This window comes from Meridianimarinicoccus sp. MJW13, from assembly GCF_014901205.1.
GTDB lineage: Bacteria > Pseudomonadota > Alphaproteobacteria > Rhodobacterales > Rhodobacteraceae > Meridianimarinicoccus.
The window spans coordinates 255865-272009 of the sequence record NZ_JACNMU010000002.1 but is presented as its reverse complement, the minus strand read 5'-3'; the positions used below and the strand labels follow the sequence as shown (position 1 = coordinate 272009).

The 16145-nt window shown below is 65.5% G+C and carries 16 protein-coding genes and 2 tRNA genes; 7 read left to right on the top strand and 11 right to left on the bottom strand.

The window, feature by feature from the left end:
* Positions 1-49 precede the first annotated feature (49 nt).
* Positions 50-718, bottom strand: coding sequence for a GntR family transcriptional regulator (locus H8B03_RS04280; RefSeq protein ID WP_193140752.1), 669 nt, complete (start codon positions 716-718; stop codon positions 50-52).
* A 14-nt stretch (positions 719-732) separates the two neighbouring features.
* Entirely contained in the window at positions 733-1416 is a 684-nt protein-coding gene (locus H8B03_RS04275) for a M48 family metallopeptidase (RefSeq protein ID WP_193140495.1), read from the bottom strand.
* Between the two features lie 164 nt (positions 1417-1580).
* Between H8B03_RS04275 and H8B03_RS04270 the strand changes: the two genes are divergently transcribed.
* A complete protein-coding gene (locus tag H8B03_RS04270) occupies positions 1581-1892 on the top strand; it encodes a TIGR02300 family protein (protein WP_193140494.1) in 312 nt (103 codons plus the stop codon).
* 78 nt (positions 1893-1970) lie between these two features.
* A tRNA-Ala gene (locus H8B03_RS04265) sits at positions 1971-2046 on the top strand.
* Between the two features lie 96 nt (positions 2047-2142).
* Here the strand turns inward: H8B03_RS04265 and H8B03_RS04260 are convergent.
* The 3 genes from H8B03_RS04260 to H8B03_RS04250 form a co-directional block, all read right to left on the bottom strand.
* Positions 2143-3114, bottom strand: a complete 972-nt coding sequence (locus tag H8B03_RS04260) for an HAD family phosphatase (protein ID WP_226925687.1) — start codon at positions 3112-3114, stop codon at positions 2143-2145.
* A gap of 247 nt (positions 3115-3361) precedes the next feature.
* Positions 3362-3446 (bottom strand) — tRNA-Leu (locus H8B03_RS04255).
* Positions 3426-3575 carry a hypothetical protein gene (locus H8B03_RS04250; RefSeq protein WP_193140492.1) on the bottom strand — a complete coding sequence of 50 codons (150 nt, stop codon included), beginning with the start codon at positions 3573-3575 and terminating at the stop codon, positions 3426-3428. The genes H8B03_RS04255 and H8B03_RS04250 overlap by 21 nt, the downstream gene beginning before the upstream one ends.
* On the opposite strand from H8B03_RS04250, the gene H8B03_RS04245 reads away from it, so the two are divergent.
* Positions 3574-4368, top strand: coding sequence for a rhomboid family intramembrane serine protease (locus H8B03_RS04245; RefSeq protein WP_193140491.1), 795 nt, complete (start codon positions 3574-3576; stop codon positions 4366-4368). The two genes, H8B03_RS04250 and H8B03_RS04245, sit on opposite strands and share 2 nt — an antisense overlap.
* Positions 4369-4375: 7 nt before the next feature.
* Here the strand turns inward: H8B03_RS04245 and H8B03_RS04240 are convergent, their stop codons facing one another.
* Complete coding sequence (locus tag H8B03_RS04240; protein WP_193140490.1) at positions 4376-5167, bottom strand: inositol monophosphatase family protein; 792 nt, start codon at positions 5165-5167, stop codon at positions 4376-4378.
* An 85-nt stretch (positions 5168-5252) separates the two neighbouring features.
* Entirely contained in the window at positions 5253-6158 is a 906-nt protein-coding gene (locus H8B03_RS04235) for a LysR family transcriptional regulator (RefSeq protein WP_193140489.1), read from the bottom strand.
* Between the two features lie 91 nt (positions 6159-6249).
* Between H8B03_RS04235 and metF the strand changes: the two genes are divergently transcribed.
* Positions 6250-7116, top strand: a complete 867-nt coding sequence (gene metF, locus H8B03_RS04230) for a methylenetetrahydrofolate reductase [NAD(P)H] (protein WP_193140488.1) — start codon at positions 6250-6252, stop codon at positions 7114-7116.
* Between the two features lie 74 nt (positions 7117-7190).
* Here the strand turns inward: metF and H8B03_RS04225 are convergent, their stop codons facing one another.
* The gene (locus H8B03_RS04225; RefSeq protein WP_193140487.1) at positions 7191-8348 is read right to left on the bottom strand and encodes a hypothetical protein; all 1158 of its coding nucleotides are present in this window, start codon (positions 8346-8348) and stop codon (positions 7191-7193) included.
* Positions 8349-8437: 89 nt separating this feature from the next.
* On the bottom strand, positions 8438-9475 hold the full coding sequence (locus H8B03_RS04220; RefSeq protein WP_319022431.1) for a DUF2235 domain-containing protein: 1038 nt from the start codon (positions 9473-9475) through the stop codon (positions 8438-8440).
* A gap of 229 nt (positions 9476-9704) precedes the next feature.
* On the opposite strand from H8B03_RS04220, the gene H8B03_RS04215 reads away from it, so the two are divergent.
* Together H8B03_RS04215 and H8B03_RS04210 are read left to right on the top strand one after the other, a co-directional pair.
* On the top strand, positions 9705-12875 hold the full coding sequence (locus H8B03_RS04215; protein WP_193140485.1) for a valine--tRNA ligase: 3171 nt from the start codon (positions 9705-9707) through the stop codon (positions 12873-12875).
* A 40-nt stretch (positions 12876-12915) separates the two neighbouring features.
* Positions 12916-13245, top strand: a complete 330-nt coding sequence (locus H8B03_RS04210; RefSeq protein WP_193140484.1) for a DUF1992 domain-containing protein — start codon at positions 12916-12918, stop codon at positions 13243-13245.
* A 2-nt stretch (positions 13246-13247) separates the two neighbouring features.
* On the opposite strand, the gene H8B03_RS04205 is transcribed toward H8B03_RS04210, so the two are convergent.
* Complete coding sequence (locus tag H8B03_RS04205; RefSeq protein ID WP_193140483.1) at positions 13248-14456, bottom strand: alanine--glyoxylate aminotransferase family protein; 1209 nt, start codon at positions 14454-14456, stop codon at positions 13248-13250.
* A 134-nt stretch (positions 14457-14590) separates the two neighbouring features.
* Between H8B03_RS04205 and H8B03_RS04200 the strand changes: the two genes are divergently transcribed.
* Positions 14591-15280, top strand: a complete 690-nt coding sequence (locus H8B03_RS04200; protein ID WP_193140482.1) for a tyrosine-protein phosphatase — start codon at positions 14591-14593, stop codon at positions 15278-15280.
* A gap of 136 nt (positions 15281-15416) precedes the next feature.
* On the opposite strand, the gene H8B03_RS04195 is transcribed toward H8B03_RS04200, so the two are convergent.
* Entirely contained in the window at positions 15417-16115 is a 699-nt protein-coding gene (locus H8B03_RS04195) for a TIGR04283 family arsenosugar biosynthesis glycosyltransferase (protein ID WP_193140481.1), read from the bottom strand.
* Positions 16116-16145 lie beyond the last annotated feature (30 nt).

Here is a 16145-nt window from a genome sequence, read left to right as displayed (position 1 = left end):
GGGGTGAATGCGCCGCAGGCGCAGAGGGGGCAGCGCCCCCTCGCCCTCCTCAGCTCAACAGCATCCGCAACCCCTGGGTCACGTCACTGCGCAGTGCCAGCCGCAGCCCCGGCTCATCCCCCGCCCGCAGCGCCGCAACGATCAGCCGATGCCCGCGCGGCGGCTCGGTCCGGTTCAACCGGCCATAGAGCTTGGCCATCGTTGGCCCCAGTTGCAGCCAGACGGTTTCCAGCATCGCCAGCATCGCCGGTGCTTGCGCCCGCAGGTACAGGGTGCGGTGAAAATCCAGGTTGGTCCGGATATAGCCCTGCGCGCTGCGCTGCGCGATGGCCTGCGCCACCTGGTCGTTGATCATCTCCAGCCGGTCGATCAGCGCCGGATGCGCCCGTGGCAGGGCGCGCGAGCTCAGCTCCGGCTCCAGCAGCGCCCGGATCGAGGCCAGTTCCTCGATGCGTTCGTTGCTCAACTCGGGCGTCGAGACCCGGCCCGAAGGCGACAGGGTCAGCGCCCCTTCGGCCACCAGCCGCCGCACCGCCTCGCGGGCGGGCGTCATCGACACGCCGAACTCCGCTCCCAGCCCGCGCAGGGTCAGCGCCTCGCCGGGCACCAGCGCGCCATGCATGATGCGGGTGCGCAAGGTACGGTACAGCCGGTCGTGCAGCGCCGTGTTGCTTTCGGGCTGCGCTGCCCGCGAGGCGGCACTGGCGGCGCGCAGCATGTCCATCTCGCGGGTCATGCCATGAACTGCACGGCGTGCAGCTCCCGCCCGGGTCCACGCAACCAGGCGCGGTGGCGGTCATAGTCCGGGCACAGCGCCCCGACCTGCCGCCAGAATGTCTTGGAATGATTCATGTGCACCAGATGCGCGACCTCATGGGCGGCAACATAGTCCAGCACTTGCGGCGGCGCCATCGCCAGCCGCCAGGAAAACATCAGGTTGCCGGCGCTGGTGCAGGAGCCCCAGCGGCTGCGGGTGTCGCGCAGGGTCAGCCGGGCATAGGGCCGCCCCACGGCCGCCGCATAGCGGTCACAGGCCTCGGCCAGGCGGTCCCGCGCCAGCTCCTTCAGCAGACCGGCCACCTGCGCGCCCACCGGGCGCGCGCCGCGCACCTGTACCACGCCGGGGTGCAGGCCGGGACGGCCTTCGACGATCCGGCGGCCGATGCCTTCGACCGGGATCGTGTCGCCCATCGCCAGCCCATGCGCCACCGGCCCGCGCGCCACATTCTGGCGCACCCAGTCGGCCTTCTGGGCAAGGAAGCGCTCGGCAGCCCCCGCAGGCACCCGCTGCGGCAGCGACAGCGTCACCCGCCCGTCCAGCCGCGACACCCGAAGCGTCAGCCGCCGCGCCCGATCCGACCGGCGCACCAGAATTTCGATCGGAGGATCCCCCTCCAGCATCACCCGTTCGCCCATGCGCCCGATACCCGCCTGTTGCCCCGGTTCCGCGCCCCGGACCGCCCCGCCGCGAAAGCCTTTGACATGACTTTGCCCCTATGGCACAGCCCACTATTGGCTTTACGCGGCGCGCGCCCTTGGCACCCGTGCCGCCATCATGACGAACAAAAGGACGCAAGACCATGCCCAAGGAAGAATGGGGAACCAAACGGCTCTGCCCGACCACCGGCAAACGCTTCTATGACCTGAACCGCACCCCGCCGGTCAGCCCCTACACCGGCGATGTCGTGCAGATCGACACCGGCAAGTCGCGTCCCCTGATCGCCGAGAAAGCCAAGCCCGAGAAAGCCGCCGAGGTCGAGGAAGTCGTGCTGGAAGACGATGACGACACCGATGTCGATCTGGGCGATGATGTTCTGGAAGACGATGACGACAGCGATGACGTCTCGCTGGACGATATTGCTGACGTCGCGAAAGACGACGACGAAAGCTGAGATGGGGGTGGCTTTTTCGCTTGCAGCCCCCCGCAGGCTTTCATAAAAGACGCGCCATGGCCGGTTGGCCATACGCTTGGGGCCTTAGCTCAGTTGGGAGAGCGCTTGCATGGCATGCAAGAGGTCAGGGGTTCGACTCCCCTAGGCTCCACCAAAATCCCCCCTGCATGAAGTTTCGAAGCGCTCGGCAACAGGCCGTTTGTGGTGTTGTGACGGGCGCAGACACCTGCGTCCCTGCCCGCCCAAGCGCCTATTGCGGGAACACCGTCGTCCAGTCCTGCGCCATGTCGATCAGGGTCCAGTTGAAAGTCGCGGCGGCATCCAGCCCCTTGTTCAGCTTGCCGATATGCGAATCGCGGTCATAGGCCCATTCCCGCTCGGCATCGGTGTGATGCACGAAGGCGCACAGGCGCGGAGTCTGTTGCAGGCAGGTGTATTCCAACATCTGAAGATCGCCGTCGGAATTGCCGAACGCCGCGATCGGACGGCGGCCGATGTGGGTTGAAATCGCCACCGGCTTGCCCGGCCCGTCGTCCACGAAAGCAATACCCGGCTCTTTCAGAAGCACCGGCTGGCCATCGATCACGTCGTATTTCAGCTTGCCGACCGTGCCGACGGTGTTCTCGGGCGGCACGCCATAGGTCGCGTCGGCAAACACCCGGATGAATTCGACGCCGCCGCCGGACACGATGTAGGTTTCGAAACCGTTGGCGCGCAGATAGTCCAGCAACTCCAGCATCGGCTGATAGATCATCTGGGTGTTCAACCGGCCGGTGACCGGGTTCGGCGTGGTGGTGATCCAGTCGTGCACGACCTTGGCGAATTCCTCGGTGGTCATGCCGGAATGGCTGTCGGCGATGATCTGCATCAGCGCCTTTTCGCCCCCAGCCAGTGCGGCCGCATCATCGCCCTTGAGGACCGAGGCATAGGGTTCGGTGGAGGCCCACTCGGGATGTTCGGGCGCCAATGCGCGGATGCGATCCAGGGCAAAGGCAAGTTGCACATAGTTCGGCTGTTCGGCCCAAAGCGTGCCGTCATTGTCGAAGACCGCGATACGCTCGGCTTCCGGCACCAGGTCGGGAGAGCCTTCACCGGTCACCCGCGCGACGAAATCCACGATGGCCGCCTTCGACGTGCTCTCGGCCCAGGACGGCAGCGGATCGGTCTGCGCCAGTACCGGAGATGCAATCGCCGTGGCGGCAACCAGGGGCAACAGGGCCATTACCTTGCTTCCAAGTGACATCATCGTCTGTTTCCTTCCCAAAGCTCGGTTTTGCCCGGCGCGGCGCGGGGCACGTTGCCGTGACCGCGCGCCGTTGATCCCGCCGCACCTCTGACCCCGATGCTCTCCCCGTCAGGGCACGCTGTCAATTGAACAGGCGCTGCCAGCCCTCCCAAAGCAGCCCAGCCGATGGCAGACACAGGCGTGACCCATCCTGGCGATCAATTGTTAAGGCTGCTGCTGTCACTGGTACCCGCGGCCGGACTCGAACCGGCACGGCGCATTGCCTAGGGATTTTAAGTCCCCTGTGTCTACCATTCCACCACGCGGGCCAGATCAGCCCGTTTGAGGTAAGCGGCGCGGGCAGCGGTGTAAAGACCGGGCGGCGGGGTGCGGCGCTGCGCGGTGCGCGGCCAAGGCGGCTTGATTTCTGCGGCGGCACGGCGCACGTCAAAAGACATGATCCCCATCCGCGATCACAACCCGGCCACGCGCACGGCCTATGTCACCTACGGGCTGCTGGCGCTGAACGTGGTGATCTTCCTGGCCTATGTGCCGATGTTCTCGGACCCGCGCCGCCTGACCGGGTTCTTCCTGACCTATGGCATCATCCCGGCGCAGATCCAGGCCGGGTTGGGCTATGGCACGCTGCTCACCTCGATGTTCCTGCACGGCGGCTGGATGCATCTGCTGGGCAACATGCTGTTTCTGCACATTTTCGGCGACAATCTTGAGGATCGGCTGGGCCACCTGCGGTTCGGCCTGTTCTACCTGGCCTGCGGGCTGGGTGCGGGGCTGATGCAGGTGCTGGCCGATCCGGGATCGACGGTGCCGGTGGTGGGCGCCTCGGGCGCCATCGCCGGGCTGATGGGCGGTTACCTGCTGATGTTCCCGCGCGCCCGCATCGACATTTTCGTGTTCCTGATCGTGCTGGTGCGGATCATCCCGGTGCCGGCCTGGGCCATGCTGGGGCTGTGGTTCGGCTTGCAGGTGTTCAACGGGTTGGGCACGCCCTCGGATGTGGGCGGGGTGGCCTATTGGGCCCATGCGGGCGGCTTTGTACTGGGCATCGTGCTGATGGTTCCGGCCTGGATCCGGTCGGGCGGCCCGGCGTTCTGGGCGCGCACCCACGGCCATCCCGACAACCCCGAGGCAACCTATCGCTTTGCCCGCAGTTCGGTGCCGAAAGTGCCCCGCCGCCGCGCGCCACCCAAGGCGACGCGCGTGCCGCCGGTGCGGCGGCGCAAAGGCTAGGGCCGGCTCAGGTGCCCCGAATGGCCTTGATGAAGGGCTGGCTGAGCGGATCGTTGACGGCGATCAGGCTGCCGGAGTCCAGCAGGCTCTGGCCCTCGCGGATCGGCTCGACGAAGCCGCCGGCTTCGCGCACGATCAGCAGGCCCGCCGCGATGTCCCAGGCGTTCAGCCCGCGCTCCCAATAGCCGTCGTAGCGGCCCGCCGCCACATAGGCCAGGTCCAGTGCCGCAGCGCCCCAACGGCGCACCCCGGCACAGACCGGCAGCACCCGCGCCAGATCCTGCAGCGACGCCGGCAGCGTGTCGCGGCCGCCGAAGGGCAGGCCGGTGGCGAACACCGCCTCGATCATCCGGCTGCGGCCCGAGACGCGCAGACGCTGGCTCTGGTTCAGCCAGGCGCCCTTGCCTTTCTCGGCATAGAACATCTCGTCCTTGGCCGGATCGAAGACCACGCCCGCCACGATCTGGCCCTTGTGTTCCAGCGCCACCGAGACCGCCCAATGGGGCATCCCGTGCAGGAAGTTGGTGGTGCCGTCCAGCGGATCGACGATCCAGCGCCGGGTCGGATCTTCGCCGTCCTGACCGCCGCCTTCCTCGCCCAGCCAGCCATAGGTCGGCCGCGCGCCCAGCAGTTCTTCCTTCAGGATCTCTTCCGCGGCGATATCGGCCTTCGACACGAAGTCACCGGCGCCTTTCATCGAGACCTGAAGGTTCTCGACCTCGCGGAAATCCTTGACCAGCGACCGCCCTGCCTTGCGGGCCGCCTTGATCATCACATTGAGGTTGGCACTGCCCTGCATGATCGCGCTCCGTTGCTTCAAACGCCGCGTATAGTCGCCGTGCCCAACAGCGTCCAGTCAACGGCGGTGAAAAACTGTTCGGCCCTCACACCCGCAGCAGTTTCACCGGCTCGCTGCGCGCCAGCCGCAGCACATGCGCCATATAGGGGCGGGCCAGATCCTCGGTCCGGGTGGCCGCATACAGGCGGCGCGTGACGCCGGTCGCGGTCAGGGGACGAATGGCGTAATCGGGATGGGCCCGCACCGCCCGCACCACCCAGTCGGGCAGCACCGCCACCCCGCGATTCGACGCCACCAGCATCAGGATCACCGCCGTCAGCTCTACCTGACGCACCGCGCGCGGGGTCACTCCCGCCGGGGTCAGCAACTGGGTAAACACATCCAGCCGCGCGGCATCCACTGGATAGGTGATCAGCGTCTCGCCACGAAAATCCCCGGCCTCGACCCAGGGCTTTTCGGCCAGCGGATGCTGGGCCGCGCAGATGAACACCGGATCATAGTCGAACAGCGGCGCGAAGGTGATGCCGTCCAGATCCTCGGGGTCCGAAGATACCACCAGATCGACCTCGGCCTTCTGCAGCGCCGGCAGCGCGTTGAACGACAGGCCGGGGCGGATATCCACGTCGATATCGGGCCAGGCGCGTCGGAAACTTTCCAGCACCGGCAGCAGCCAGTCGAAACAGGCGTGGCATTCGATGGCGATATGCAGCCGCCCGCTGCGCCCGGCCTCGTCGCCGCGCAGTTCCTCCTCGACGGCCTCGATCTCGGGCAGCACGCGCTCGGCCAGCCGCAGCAGCTTCTGCCCCGACGGCGACAGCCGCATCGGCTTGGCCCGACGCACGAACAACTCGACCCCGGCCAGCGTTTCCATGGCCTTGATCTGATGCGACAGGGCCGATTGCGTCATGTTCAGCGTATCGGCGGCCCGCGCCAGCCCGCCGGCCTCGTGGATGGCCCGCACGGCGCGCAGATGCTTCAGCTCCAGATACATTATGCAGATCCTTCATAACCTTGTTGAGGATTATGAATTTGTTTCACCACCAAATCCATGGCATGTCACGATCAAACGTAAAGGACATGTGATGACACAGCCGCGAATCTCTTTCGAATTCTTCCCGCCGAAGTCGCTGGATGCCGCGTTCCGCCTGTGGGATACGGTCCAGACATTGGCCCCGCTGACCCCGAATTTCGTCTCGGTCACCTATGGCGCCGGCGGAACCACCCGCAAGCTGACCCATGAAGCGGTGGCGACGATCCACAAGCATTACGGCCTGAACGTCGCAGCACATCTGACCTGCGTCGATGCCACCCGCGCCGAAACCCTTGAGATTGCCGAGGCTTATGCCCAGGCCGGCGTGACCGAGATCGTCGCCCTGCGCGGCGACCCGCCCCAGGGATCCGATGCCTTCGTGCCGCACCCGGACGGGTTTGCCAATTCGTGCGAGCTGATCTCGGCGCTGGCCGACACCGGCAAGTTCAAGCTGCGCGTCGGCGCCTATCCCGATCCGCACCCCGAGGCTTCCGATGCTCAGGCCGATGTGGACTGGCTGAAGCGCAAGATCGACGCCGGCGCCCATTCCGCCATCACCCAGTTCTTCTTCGAGGCCGAAACCTTCCTGCGCTTCCGCGACCGCTGCGCGGCTGCGGGCATCAACGCCCCGATCATCCCCGGCGTCCTGCCCATCGAAAACTGGAACGGAGTGCGCAAGTTTGCCCAGCGCTGCGGCACCCATGTGCCCGCGGAACTGGACGCGGCCTTTGCCGCCGCCAAGCGCGATGACCGTGAAGAGCTTCTGGCCACCGCACTGTGCACAGAACTGTGCAGCGATCTGCTGGAGGAAGGGGTCGAAGACCTGCACTTCTACACCCTGAACAAGCCGCATCTGACCCGCGACATCTGCCATGCCCTGGGCGTGACGCAGGAAAGCTCGCTGGAAAAAGTCGCCTGAGACCAGCCAGAATGCATGGGCCACCTGCGGCAGGTTCGGAGCGTCCGGACCCGCCACAGGTGGCCCAATTGCGTTCAGGTCGTGGCCCTGTCCGATGCTGGTTTCGAAGACGGCGCGGCCCTCCAATCCGGCGGCAACGTGTAGGCTTCGCCATTGGTGACCTGCAGGATCTCTTCCACAACCGCACTGACCTCATTTCCGGCGCGATTGCTTTCCGCCTGGGTCGGGGGTTGCAGGGTTTCGCGGTTCTTGGAGGTTCCTTTCCAACTGCTCAGGATCTTGGTCAGGTTTGAAAGCCCGTCGAACACGCGATACCAGAACGGCCCGCCCAGGCCGATCAGGATCCCGGCCAGAAGCACGTTCACGATCCACAGCACCAGGCCGTTGTTGTCCGGCGGGCAGATCCGGGGCTCCCCTTCCTTGGCGAACACATCGCAATAGGGATAGTATTTGACCCCGATCGGCAGGGTGCCGTCGGCAGTCAGCGGTTCCAGGCTTCCGGCGGCCACCTGAAACGCTTCCACGACTTCTTTTTCCTCTGGTGACGCCTCCGCGCCCAGTGCATTCAGCGCCTCCACGGCATCATTCGCGTCCTCTATGATCTGCTCAGGGTTGGCGATGAGTTTCTCGCGCACATCCACGCTGGTGCTGAAATGCGCGACCAGACGCCCGGCGTGCACGTTGAACACAAAGGCAAAGACGATCGCCACCAGAACCGCCGTGCGATTGGCGACGATCCGGTGACGTTCAGAAGTCAGCGCCTTGTGCCGGGCATAGCAGCGCAGCACGATGTTCCATTGGTCCCTTTGTCTGGCAATGTCGCCCGGCGCCCCGGCCTTGATGGCCTCGCCCAGCGGGTTTTCCACCAGCCGCGTCGCCAGCCCGGTCAGGGACAGGTTCTCGACCCGCTTGTAGTCCTTGCCCTTGATCTGGTTGTTGACCTTCGGATCCCACTTGGACCGGTTGCAGGTCAGATCGTCTGTCAGATCCTCGATCCAGGCGTCCGTGGCCTGCGCCTGTTCCTCTGGATTGGCCTTGGCCGGGGCGGCTGCGAGGAAGGTCTCGCCCGCATGCCGCGCAATCAGATCCTGCAACATGCTCCGCACGCTGTTGGCGACATAGCGCCGCCGCAACGCCAGGCTGCGCAGAATGGTTTCAACCAGGGCCGAGACCACGGATGAAAACAGGATCATGGCGACCGTAAACGCCAGCCCGACTTCCAGCATTTCCATTGCAATACCCTCCGATTTCCGGAGTCAGCTTGCGCGCCTCCGACCGGTGCCGCAACGGAAACTTGGTCCGACCCCCGGTGGTCTTCGGGTTATCCTGCCTGTGCCAGCGGCAAATCCTCGGCGCCGGGCACCTTGCGGGTGTTGCGCGCGGTGGGATGCAGGCTTTCGGACGGGTCGCGCCCGACCACCCGGCGCTTGCGCAGCGGAAATATCCGCGACCAGCCGCGCCAGCCGCAACTGGGCGCTTGCGGATCCATCGGATAGCGCGCACGCCAGTCCGTGGGCAGCGTCAGCCCGCAGGCCTCGGCCTTTTCCAGCATCCAGACCAGCGGAATATTGGCCAGCGGCCGCGCTGCATCGAACCCCGACAACTGCCCACCGATATCGCCATGGGTGCCCCGGAACCAGACCTGCTCTACATGGCCGGTCCAGCCTTTGGGACATGTCCACAGCTGCGGCTCGAAGGCCTCGCGGGTCTCGTGCAGGGCCAGCGCGTGAAAGCCGTGGCGGATCGTGTGGCCCAGATGCGTCGAATGGAAGTCATGCGCCTTGTCGGTCAGTTCGGCCAGTATCGGGAACCGCCAGCCCAACGCCTTGACCGTGTCGAAGACGCCCACCATCTCGATCTCCACCCCTGGACGGCAGAATTTCTCGGCGAACAGGCGGGCGTGGCGGCCATGGGGATCGGTTTCATAATGGCGGTACAACTGCCGGATCATCCGCTCGGTGGCGCGATGCGGTTTCAGCAGCCCGACCCGGTCGATGACCCCGGCCAAAGAGCGCACGGCGAAGGCACCGCGCGAATAGCCGAACAGGAAGATCCGGTCACCGGGCTGATAGCGCGAGGCGAGGAACCCATAGGCGCGGCGGATCTGCCGGTTGATGCCGCGCCCGGTCATCACATCTGTGCAGGACCGCCATTGCCGCCACTGGATGCCTTCCTCGTAATAGACCGAAGGCCGGTCGGCGGCGGGCAGGTCCATCAGCAGCTTGAAGATGCGCCCGGCATTGGTGCTGCGGCCGGCGTCCAGCGAACTCAGCGTGCCATCCAGAATTACCACATGCGTGCGCGGAGCATCCCCCGCCCGCCGTTGTGTGGTGATGTACCGTGATGCGCGCCCTGTCACGCTGACCCTCCATCCGTTGGCATTCCAAATCAAAGATAGGTCGCAACCGCTTAACAAGCGATGCCCCGGCCCATCATTTTCCCTCACAAATTGTGCAGGGGCTGTAACAGGCGCTGCACACAGCCCCGATGCAACACACGGTGCACACAGCCAATGCCACCGCCCCCTTGGCCTTGGCCCGCGCATTCGCTATGCCGACGCGCAACGCTTGAACTCGGGGACCAGACGCATGGCAATGGAAAAGACCTTCAACGCGGCCGAGGCCGAAGCGCGGATCAGCCAGGCGTGGCAAGACACCGGCGCATTCCGGGCCGGGGCCAACCGCTCACGCGATGACAGCTTCTGCGTCATGATCCCGCCACCCAATGTGACCGGTGCGCTGCATGTCGGCCACGCGTTCAACAACACGTTGCAAGATATCCTTGTGCGCTGGCACCGGATGCGCGGCTTCGACACCCTGTGGCAGCCCGGACAGGATCACGCCGGCATTGCCACCCAGCTTCAGGTCGAAAAGAAGCTGAAGGCGGAAAGCAACCTGCGCCGCACCGATCTGTCGCGCGAGGATTTCATCGCCAAGGTCTGGGAATGGAAGGCCGAATCCGGCGGCACCATCATCGAGCAGCTGCAGCGTCTGGGCTGTTCCTGCGACTGGGACCGCAACGCCTTCACCATGGCCGGTGCGCCGGGCGATCCGCGTGTCGGGCACGAAAACTCGCCCGATTTCCACGATGCCGTCATCAAGGTCTTCGTGGACATGTACGAAAAGGGCCTGATCTATCGCGGCAAGCGGCTGGTCAACTGGGACCCGCATTTCGAAACCGCGATCTCGGATCTTGAGGTCGAGAACGTCGAGACGCCGGGCCACATGTGGCACTTCAAGTACCCGCTGGCGGGCGGTGAAACCTATGAATACGTCGAGAAGGACGAGGACGGCACCGTCACCCTGCGCGAGACCCGCGACTATATTTCCATCGCCACCACCCGGCCCGAAACCATGCTGGGCGATGGCGCGGTCGCGGTGCATCCCTCGGACGCCCGCTATGCGCCGATCATTGGCAAGCTGTGCGAGATCCCGGTCGGCCCGAAAGACCACCGCCGCCTGATCCCGATCATCACCGACGACTACCCCGATCCGACCTTCGGCTCGGGCGCAGTGAAGATCACCGGGGCGCATGACTTCAACGACTATCAGGTTGCCAAACGCGGCGGCATCCCGATGTACAACCTGATGGACACCAGGGGACACCTGCGTGCCGATGGCCGCCCCTATGCCGAGGAAGCCGCCGAAGCCCAGCGTATCGCCAACGGCGAGGCCGAGTTCACCGAGGCCTCCATCGCCGCCATGAACCTCGTCCCCGAGGAATACCGCGGGCTGGACCGGTTCGAGGCACGCGAACGGGTGGTGGCCGACATCACCGCCGAAGGTCTGGCCGTGATGACCACCTCGGACGATCCGCGCCTGGGCACGCCGAAGAAAAAGAAAGGCGCCGAAGCCGAAGAGGTCACGCAGGTGCCGCTGGTGGAAGCCAAGCCGATCATGCAGCCCTATGGCGACCGCTCGAAGGTGGTGATCGAGCCGATGCTCACCGACCAGTGGTTCGTGGATGCCGACAAGATCGTCGGCCCGGCGCTGGATTCGGTGCGCGAAGGCCGCACGGTCATCATGCCCGAAAGCGGCGAGAAGACCTATTACAACTGGCTTGAGAACATCGAGCCGTGGTGCATCTCGCGCCAGCTTTGGTGGGGCCACCAGATCCCGGTCTGGTACGGCCTGAACATCTGGCCCGAACCCAGCGAGCTTGGCCCCGAGGAGGGCGATCTCGACGACGTCGAACTGTTCCGCCTGCTGCGCGAGGGCAGCTACAACCACGCCGCCCCCACGCACCATTGCGCTGCCGATCTGGAGGCCGTGTCAGAAAAGTTCCGCCGCGATCTTGCCAACCTGCCGACGCCGCTGCATGTGGCCCGCATCGTCGAGGTTAAGGACTATCAGGCAGCCGTGCATCTGCTGGCCGAAAGCCTGGCCGAATACAATGTCAGCGACGACCCGACCCATCTGGTCTACCCGGTCTGGCGCGACCCGGATGTGCTCGACACCTGGTTCTCGTCCGGTCTGTGGCCCTTTGGCACTTTGGGCTGGCCGCAGAAGACGCCGGAACTGGCGCGGTATTTCCCGACCTCGGTGCTGATCACCGGGCAGGACATCCTGTTCTTCTGGGTCGCCCGGATGATGATGATGAGCCTCGCGGTGATGGACACCGAACCCTTCCACACCGTCTATCTGCACGGGCTGGTGCGGGACGAGAAGGGCAAGAAGATGTCCAAGACCACCGGCAACGTCATCGACCCGCTGGACATCGTCGATGAATACGGCGCCGATGCGCTGCGCTTCACCAATACCGCCATGGCCTCGCTGGGTGGGGTGCTGAAACTGTCGAAGGATCGCATCGCCGGCTATCGCAACTTCGGCACCAAGCTGTGGAATGCCGTGCGCTACGCCGAGATGAACGAGGTCTACGGCGCCGACGGCAGCCATACGCCCGCCATACACGCACCAGACGCCATCCAGACCGCCAATATCTGGATCATCGGCGAAACCGCCCGCACGCTGGAAACCGTCGATGCGGCGCTGGACAGCTACCGGTTCAACGACGCGGCGCATGCGCTGTACGGCTTTGTCTGGGGCAAGGTCTGCGACTGGTACGTCGAATTCGCCAAGCCGCTGCTGGCCTCGGACGATCCTGCCGTGGTGGCCGAAACCCGCGCCACCATGGGCTGGGTTCTGGACCAGTGCATGATCCTGCTGCATCCCATCATGCCCTTCATCACCGAAGAGCTTTGGGGCCTGACGGCCAAGCGCGACGATCTGTTGGTGGTTTCGGACTGGCCGACCTACAAGACCTCGGAATTGCTGGACAAATCCGCAGATCGCGAGATGAACTGGGTGATCTCCCTGATCGACGAAATCCGCTCGGTCCGGGCCCAGATGCATGTGCCCGCCGGTCTGAAGCTGGAATTGCTGCAACTGGAACTGGACCCAACCGGGGGCCAGGCCCTGTCGCGCAACGCCGCCCTGATCCAGAAACTGGCGCGGATCGAAAAGATCAGCACCGTCAGTGACTTGCCCAAGGGATGTGTGACCGTCGCCGTGGAAGGCGGCACCTTCGCGCTGCCGGTGGCCGATGTCATCGACGTGGACGAGGAACAGGCCCGGCTCGAAAAGACCCTCGGCAAGCTGGCCAAGGATCTGGGTGGCCTGCGTGGTCGACTGAACAATCCCAAGTTCGTCGAAAGCGCCCCCGAAGAGGTGATCGTCGAAACCCGCGAGTTGCTGGCCGTCAAGGAAGACGAGGAAACCCGTGTGAAAGCGGCGCTGACGCGTCTGGCCGAACTGGGCTAAGGCTCTTGAAAAACAGGCGGATCAGACCCATCTTGGGGGCATGATCCGCTCGCTCGCCACCCTCACCGAAAGCCGCATTCGCCGCGCCGAGGCCGAAGGCCAGTTCTCTGACCTGTCCGGCGCGGGCAAGCCCCTGCCCTATCGTCCCGGCGACGCGCTGATCGACGCCGGCACCGCAGTGGGCCATCGCCTGATGGCCGAAGCCGGCGCCTTGCCCGAGGAAATCCGCCTCAAGCAGGCCCTTGATCAGGCCCTGACCGAACTGGCCAACGCGGCCCCCGAAGATCGCAAGACAGCGATGTCAAAGGTCGCGGACCTGCAATTGAAACACGCCATCGCGCAGGAAGCCCGACGCAAGTTTCTGAAGTGATCTTAACCGCTTGCCCCGGCACAGACCCGCGCGGCAGCGTCCAGCGCGCCGGTTCCATGCGGAATGTCCAGCGCCACCAGACCGGCCTGAAGGCTGGCCAGCACCCCCAGAACCATATGCGCATTCACATGCCCCATATGCCCGATTCGGAAGTACCGGTGCCACTCCGGGTTGCCCGGCGCCACCATGCCCAACCCGATGCCCAGCGTCACCCCCGCCTGCTGTTCCATCCAGTCGCGCAGACGCGTGCCATCCGCGACCGCGACCGTGGTCAGCGCCGTCACCGCATGGCTGCGCGCGCCGCGTTCGGCAATGTTCAGCATCGGCCCGCCCCCGGCCTGCCACGCCTCGGCCGCGGCCCAGACGCAGCGGGCCAGCGTGGCATGACGCGCCAGCGCGTGGGTGAGCCCTTCTTCGTGCACCAGCATGGTCAGCGCCTCGCGCAGGGCAAACAGGTGATGGGTCGGGGCGGTGCCGCAGAACAACTGGTAGAACAGCGCGGCCTCGGTGCGCGGGGTCCAGTCCCAGTAGCGCGGCACGCGGTCCAGCCCCTTGCGCACAAGGTCGGCGCGGTCGTTGAAAAAGACAAATCCCAGCCCCGGCGGCGTCATCAGCCCCTTCTGGCTGGCGGCGATCATCACATCGACACCCCAGGCATCCATCTCGAAGGGATCGCAGCCAAGGCTGGCAATGCAATCCACCAACAGCAATGCCGGATGGCCCGCCGCGTCCATGGCCCGGCGCAGGGCGGCAATGTCGTTGCGCACCGAGGTGGCGGTGTCCACATGCGCCACCAGCACCGACTTGATCCGGTGTCCGGTGTCGGCCCGCAACGCGGCCTCGACCCGCTCGGGATCCATCGCCCCGCGCAACCCGAAGTCCATGACGTCGACCTCGGCCCCCATGGCGCGGGCCGCATCGCCCCAGCCGACGGCAAACCGTCCGGTGCTCAACACCAGCAGCCGATCGCCCGGCGTTACCAGATTGGCCAGCGTGGCATCCCACAGCCCATGCCCGTTGCAGATGTAGATCGCCACCTTCCCTTCGGTGCGCGCCACGGCCTTCAGATCGGGCAGCAGGCTGTCGACCAGTCCGACCAGTTCTCCGGTATAGATGTTGGGTGCGGGGCGCTGCATGGCCTGCAGCACGCGGTCGGGCAAGACGGACGGCCCGGGGATGGCCAGATAGGAACGACCCTGCGACAGAGACATTGGAAAACCTTTCAAACGCGTCTGAAAACAGGTAAGCGGGCGCATCCCCAAGGTCAATTTGCCCGCAGCCACAGCCGCGGACCCGGACCGGGCCGCGCATGCAAGAGTCCCCGAGTGGCGAGTTGAGAGACAAGATGACAAACAGCCTGAAGTCGAAGTTCCAGAAGGTCGAACGCGCCCTGCGCGACCGCTATGGCCGGGATATCTCGACCCCCAAGGCACGGCGGCACGCGTGGTGGCATTTCCAGCTTCTGGACCATGCCTTTCTGCGCACTGTGTGGTGGAACCTTGAGGAAATCGCGCCGGGAGTCTGGCGTTCGAACCAACCGTCGCCGAAGCGGCTGCGCATCTACAAGAAGCGCGGCATCGTCAGTGTCATCAACCTGCGCGGCCGGAACCGGCAGAGCCCCTTCCTGTTCGAGCAGGAAGCCTGTGCCAAGCTGGGCCTGACCCTGCACAACATCACCCTGAGCGCCCGCAAGCTGGCGCCGCGCAAGGATATCCTGGCGCTGCTGGAGTTGTTCCGCACGGTCGAACGGCCCTTCGTGATGCATTGCAAGTCCGGCTCGGACCGCGCCGGGTTTGCCTCGGCGCTGTATCTGGCGGTGATCGACGGGCGGCCCGTGGCCGAGGCGCGGCGGCAGCTGCACTGGAAATACCTGCATCTGTCCAGCACCGACACCGGCATTCTGGATCACGTCTTCGACGTCTATGAAGCCGAGGCCGCCCAGACCCCCATCGGGTTGGAGGACTGGTTGCGCACCCGCTATGACCACAAGGCCCTGACCGCCAGCTGGAAAGCCTCGCGCGGGGAGGACGGCTAGGGCCGGCCCCCTGCGGGTGCCGGGATTTCGTGCCTCCGGCGGGAGTATTTGTGCCAAGAAGAATGAGCGCCGTCTTGAAAATGGTGCGACGCGCAGTTCAAGCGCGCCCCGGCGGAGCCGCAACTGTCTCGCTCATCTACGGGTTGTTCCGGCCCGGATCGTAGCCGCGCGCCAGGTCCGCCGGATCGGCGCCGTGGCGAAACCGGGCGCGGCGCCAGAGGTTTCGGACCGATTGGCCGATCCAGCCGTTCTCGCGATAGCGCTCTGCCCCGGTCAGGGCGACGGCGGGCAGCGGGCGCAAGTGGCCTTTCAGGGCACGGGCCAGTGCCACATCTTCCATCAGGGGAATATCCGGGTAGCCGCCGACCCTTTGGTAGAGCGCGCGGGAGATCAGCAGACCCTGATCGCCAAACGGCATGTCGCACAGGCGCGCGCGCAGGTTTGCCGCCCCGGCCACCAGGCGCGGGGCCAGCCCGCGCGCCCGGAAGCCGAGCTGGAAATACCCGGCCTTGTCTGGGCAGGATTCCAGATGCGCGACGACAGCTTGTGTCCAGCCGTCGCCCAGATGTGTGTCGGCATGCAGCACCAACAGCCAGTCGCCGCTGGCCGCCGCAACCCCGCGCCGCAACTGCCCCCCGCGCCCCGCCGGACCATCCAGCCAGATGGTGCCCGCTTCCGCCGCCAGCCGTTGCGTGGCATCGGTCGAGCCACCGTCGGTGATCACAAGCTCGCGGATCAAGCCTTCACCCAGGCCGGGCATCAGGTGGCGCAGCGTGTCGGGCAGTTGGTCTGCCGCGTTCAGGGTCGGGATCACCACCGAGATCGGTGCGCGCATCGCAGGCTCTTTCTTCTGTTTGCCGTTCCC